The organism is Micromonospora sp. NPDC000207 (assembly GCF_040300925.1).
GTDB lineage: Bacteria > Actinomycetota > Actinomycetes > Mycobacteriales > Micromonosporaceae > Micromonospora.
In genome coordinates this window covers 1-4,985 of the sequence record NZ_JBEPEQ010000199.1, presented here as the reverse complement: position 1 = coordinate 4,985, position 4,985 = coordinate 1, and the positions used below count along the sequence as shown (strand labels likewise).

Genomic DNA, 4,985 nt, shown 5'->3' with positions numbered 1-4,985 from the left:
GTCAGCCGGGGGCGTGGTGGCGTGGGGCGGCGGGACGGGGTCGGCGACGGCAGTCGTGGTACCGCCCCCGGTGGTTGCGCCCTCGTCGGCCGGCTCCGCTGTGTCCCGGCGCGACAACGAAGGAAATCTCATCTGTCCACCTCCTGACGGATGCGGGCGGGGCTCGGAACTCCGCAGGCCCTGCCACGCGATGACGGCATAGACGTACCCAACGGCCGTCACCCCGACACCCGCAGGTCACCGCCGGTGCTCAGCGGTTCCGTCGGGGTGGGCGCCCGGTGGGTCAGCGGCTGACCAGGAGGCGCAGCCGGGTGAGGGTGCCCAGTGCCGAGGTGACCACTGCCAGCCGCCGGGGCCGGGAGACCACCACCGGGCGGGTCCGTACGCAGTCCATCAGGATCTCCACCGCCCGGTCGACAGGAAGCATCAGCGGCCGGACCGGACCCTTTGCCATCTTGGTGTCGACGAACCCGAACCGCACAGTGGTCACGTGCACGCCGCGTGGGCGCAGCGCCGCCGCCAACCCCAGCAGGTACGACGACAGCCCCGCCTTCGAGGCGGCGTACCCGGGGGCGTCGGCGGAGACCAGCCGGTCGGCGAGGCTCGACAGTCCGACGATGTGCCCGGCCCCCGCCGCCACCATCAGGGGCCCCACCACCTCGACGGTCCGGACCGCCCCGGTCAGGTTCACCTCGAAGGTGCGGCGCTCGGCGGCCAGGTCGTCCAGGTCGAGCGGGTCCCCGACCCCGGCGAAGTAGACGCAGAGGTCCACCCCGCCGAGGTCGTCGATCGCCCGGCCGAGCACCTGCGGGTAGTCCGGCGCCGTCACGTCCACCACGTGGTGGCGGTACGCGGGCCCGGGCGGCTCGACCCCCCGGCGGGACAGGCCCGCCACCTGCCACCCGTCGGCGAGGAGTCGGCCGGTGAAGGCCAGTCCGATCCCGTCACTGGTGCCGACGAGGACCGCCCGACGTACCGGCTCGACCATGGGTGCCCGCTCCTACCAACCGAGTCGCCCGAGGGTGCCGCCGCGTCGCCGCCGCAGCACCGGAGGGCGTCATTGAACCAGACCCCGCCCTCCGGGAGCTCCCGGGCAGAGCTGAACCCGGCCGTCCGGGGGCCACTATGCTTGGGCGTCGTGCCAGAGGGACACACCATCCACCGCCTGGCGGCCCGGCACGCCGAGCTGTTCGCCGGGGACAAGGTGCACGCCGCCAGTCCGCAGGGTCGGTTCGCCGAAGGGGCCGCCCGCCTGAGCGGGACAGTCCTCGACCACACCGAGGCGTACGGCAAACACCTGCTGCACCACTACGCCGGTGAGGTGACCCTCCACGTCCACCTCGGGCTCTACGGCAAGGTGACCGACGGGGACGGGGAGCCTCCCGCCCCGGTGGGGCAGATCCGGCTCCGGCTGACCAGCGACAGGCACTGGCTCGACCTGCGGGGTCCGACCGCCTGCGAGCTGCTCGGTCCCCCCGACGTGCGGGCGCTGCGGGAACGACTCGGCCCGGACCCGCTGCGCCCCGACGCCGACCCGGCCCGGGCGTACGCCCTGATCTCCCGCCGCTCGACGGCGCTGGCAGCACTCCTGCTCGACCAGTCGGTGGTGGCCGGCACCGGGCTGATCTTCGTCACCGAGGCGCTGTTCCGGGCCGGACTGCCGCCCACGCTGCCCGGCCGGGAGCTGACCCCGGCCCGGTGGCGGGAGCTCTGGGCCGACCTGACCGAGCTGATGAGGGTCGCCGTCGACCGGGGCCGGATCGACACCGTCCGCCCCGACGACCTGCCCGAGGCGACCGGCCGGGCCCCGAGGGTCGACCGGCACGGCGGCGAGGTGTACGTCTACCGCCGTCCCGGCCTGCCCTGCCACGTCTGCGGCACCGGGATCAGCCGGGGCACCCTCGCCGGCCGCAACCTCTACTGGTGCCCCACCTGCCAACGCTGACCCCGGCCCGTCGGGTCACCGCAGGCGGCGGATGTCGCCGTGGGCGCGGTAGAAGCCACCCCGGCCGGCCTCCCGGACCTCGGTGACCAGGTAGCGGGCTCCCGGCTCGCGGATGCCCTTGGGGAACTGCACCGACCAGTCCCGGTGGAACCCGTCGGAGAGGACGTGCACCCGCAGCCGACCGTTCTCGTCGGTGCACTCCACGACGACCCCGCCACGGGCGTCGCTGGTCACCTCCAGGGCGGTCGGGGCCACCGGCACCGGAGCCCGGGACGGGGCCTTGACGTCCACCGGGGTCGGGACGGTGCCGGCCTCGGCGGCCCGGATCGCCGACTCGCCGGCGTCGATGCAGGCGAGCTGGCCACTCGTGGTGACCACGTACAGCCGCTCCTGCTCGTACTGCATCGAGTAGGCAGACCCGCAGCCGGTGCCGAGCTTCCACAACCGGGTGCCGTCGGCGTCGAAGCAGTAGATGGAGGACTGGTTGTCCCCGGCGAAGACGTACCTGCCGTCGGCGGCGGTGGCACAGGAGAAGACCGGGGCGTCACACCGGAAGACCTGCTCCTGTCGGCCGTCCTTGCCCAACCGCACCACCTGGCGGGTGGCGGTGCCGGCGAACACCGCCCCGCGCTCCTGCCAGCCGAACAGGACCGGACCGGTGGGGGTGTGCCAGACCTCCTGCCCGGTCCGCCAGTCGTAGCCGGTGACCCCGGACGAGTGTCCGTGGTAGAGCGCTGCCGGGTCGCAGCGCACCATCCACGCCGAGTTGCCCCGCCCCCGGCGTCGCCACAGGAACTCGTCCTCGTGGTCGACCGCCGCGATGCCACCGTCGGCGTCGGAGACCCCGAGCACCCCGTCGTGGATGTCCAGCCAGTAGATGTCGATGTCGGGGGCGATCGTGTACGCCACCCGGGGCATCTTCCCGGACAGGTCGTAGACGTTACCGTCGTCGCACCCGGCGTAGAGCCAGTCGTCGTCGGCGACGATGCACTTCACCCCGTCGGGGAGCTGCACCTGACCGACGACCCTGGCGGCGTGGTCCAGGGTGGTGATCACACCTCGTTCGTTGCCGACCATGCACCGGTCCCCGTCGACGAAGATGCCGAACGCGGGAGCGCCGGAGGCGTACCGCCACAGGACCGGGGCGGTACGGGCGGTCGAGCGGGTGCTGACGATCTGTCGACGGGAGACGGCCCGCTTCTGGCGGACCCCGACCACCGCCGGGGCGTACCCCTTGCGGACCTTCTCCCCGAGCTTCTTCGCCGCCGCCGCGCGGGCCTTGGCGTTGTCCGGGTAGGCGGTGCTCTTCACCTGTCCCTGGTCACCGATGCGGCCGTAGCGGACGGTCAGGGTGGTGCCGTCGACGACCACCTCGTAGAACTTGTGTGCTCCGCCGCCGGTCTCGGACAGTTCGAGGTACGTCGTCTCCTGGGCCATCGCCGGAACCTTCCACTGAGGGGCTGATCAGTCGAGACGACCCTAGCCACCCCCACCGACATCCACTGCGGGGAACACGGACGACGGGCGCACCACCGGGAGAGCGCCCTCGTCGTCAGTGGTGCAGGGCGTCGACGGTCTTGCGGGCGGCGATGAGGACCGGGTCCCAGACCGGGGCGTACGGCGGGGCGTAGCCGAGGTCCAGGGAGGTCATGTCCTCGACCGTCATCCCGTTCCACAGCGCCACGGCCAGGGCGTCGATCCGCTTCGCCGCCTCCGACCGGCCGACGATCTGCGCACCGAGCAGCCGCCCGGTGGGTCGCTCGGCGATCAGCTTCACAGTCATCGGGCGCGCCCCCGGGAAGTACCCGGCCCGACTCGTCGACTCGGTCAGCACCGAGACGAACTCGAAACCGGCCTCCCGGGCCTCCCGTTCCCGCAGGCCGGTCCGGGCCACCTCCAGCTCGCAGACCTTGGTGACGGCGGTGCCGATGACGCCGGGGAAGGTGGCGTACCCGCCGCCGATGTTGATCCCGGCGACCCGGCCCTGCTTGTTGGCGTGGGTGCCGAGGGGGATGTGCACCGCCGCCCCGCTGACCCGGTGCAGGCTCTCCACACAGTCGCCGGCCGCCCAGACCCCGGGGATCCCGACCACCCGCATCCGGCGGTCCACCCGCAGCGCCCCACTGGGACCCAACGGCATCCCGGCGGCCTCGGCGAGCCCGGTGTTGGGGCGTACGCCCAGGCCGAGGACGACCACGTCGGCGGGGATCGGGCCGTCGGCGGTGACCACCGCGGCGACCCGGCCGCCGCGCGCCGTCAGCCCGGTCACCTCGACCCCGGTGCGGATCTCGATACCTGTCGCCCGCATCGCGTCGGTGACCAGGGTGGCCATGTCATCGTCCACGGTGCTCATCGGCTGGGCCGCCTGCTCGACCAGGGTCACGGTGAGCCCCCGTTGGATCAGGGCCTCGGCCATCTCCACGCCGATGTACCCCCCGCCGACCACCACCGCCGAACGGGGGGCGGGATCGGCGTCCAACCAGGCCCGCAGCGCCGCGCCGTCGTCGAGGGTCTGCACCCCGAACACGCCCTGCACCTCGTCGTGGGCCCACTTCGGAAGGCGGGGGGACGCGCCGACGGCGTACATCAGGGTGTCGAAGCCCTCGCGGAGTTCCCGCCCGGCGGTGAGGTCCCGGACGACCACCTCACGGCGGTCCAGGTCGATGGCGGTGACCTCGTGTCGCAGTCGGACGTCGATGTCGAACTCGTCCCGGAAGACCTCAGGTTCGCGGGCGACGAGCCGGTCGCGCTCCTCGACCAGCCCGCTGATCCAGTACGGGATGCCGCAGGCCGAGTACGACGTGAACCGCCCCCGCTCGAAGGCGACGATCTCCAGGTCGTTCCGGTCCCGTCGACGCCGGGCCTGGGAGGCCGCTGCCATCCCGGCGGCGTCCCCGCCGATCACGATCATCCGCTCCGCCACCGGCTCAGTCTGACACGCTCGCCCCGCCCCGGCCGGGTGCCGGCCGGGGCGAGGCGTGAGGTCAGGCCCCCCGGGTCTGCCGGGCGACGTCGTCCACCACGTCGGTGAGTCGGCCGG

General features: G+C 73.2%; 4 protein-coding genes. 1 reads left to right on the top strand and 3 read right to left on the bottom strand.

The features are described from left to right. Positions 1–283 precede the first annotated feature (283 nt). Positions 284–988, bottom strand: a complete 705-nt coding sequence (locus ABT336_RS26790; RefSeq protein WP_350900290.1) for an SDR family NAD(P)-dependent oxidoreductase — start codon at positions 986–988, stop codon at positions 284–286. 150 nt (positions 989–1,138) lie between these two features. On the opposite strand from ABT336_RS26790, the gene ABT336_RS26785 reads away from it, so the two are divergent. Further along, positions 1,139–1,945 carry an Fpg/Nei family DNA glycosylase gene (locus tag ABT336_RS26785; RefSeq protein WP_350900288.1) on the top strand — a complete coding sequence of 269 codons (807 nt, stop codon included), beginning with the start codon at positions 1,139–1,141 and terminating at the stop codon, positions 1,943–1,945. 15 nt (positions 1,946–1,960) lie between these two features. On the opposite strand, the gene ABT336_RS26780 is transcribed toward ABT336_RS26785, so the two are convergent. Both ABT336_RS26780 and ABT336_RS26775 read right to left on the bottom strand, forming a co-directional pair. Continuing rightward, on the bottom strand, positions 1,961–3,382 hold the full coding sequence (locus ABT336_RS26780) for a WGR domain-containing protein (RefSeq protein WP_350900286.1): 1,422 nt from the start codon (positions 3,380–3,382) through the stop codon (positions 1,961–1,963). A 115-nt stretch (positions 3,383–3,497) separates the two neighbouring features. Beyond that, positions 3,498–4,868, bottom strand: a complete 1,371-nt coding sequence (locus tag ABT336_RS26775; protein WP_350900284.1) for an FAD-dependent oxidoreductase — start codon at positions 4,866–4,868, stop codon at positions 3,498–3,500. Between the last annotated feature and the right edge of the window lie 117 nt (positions 4,869–4,985).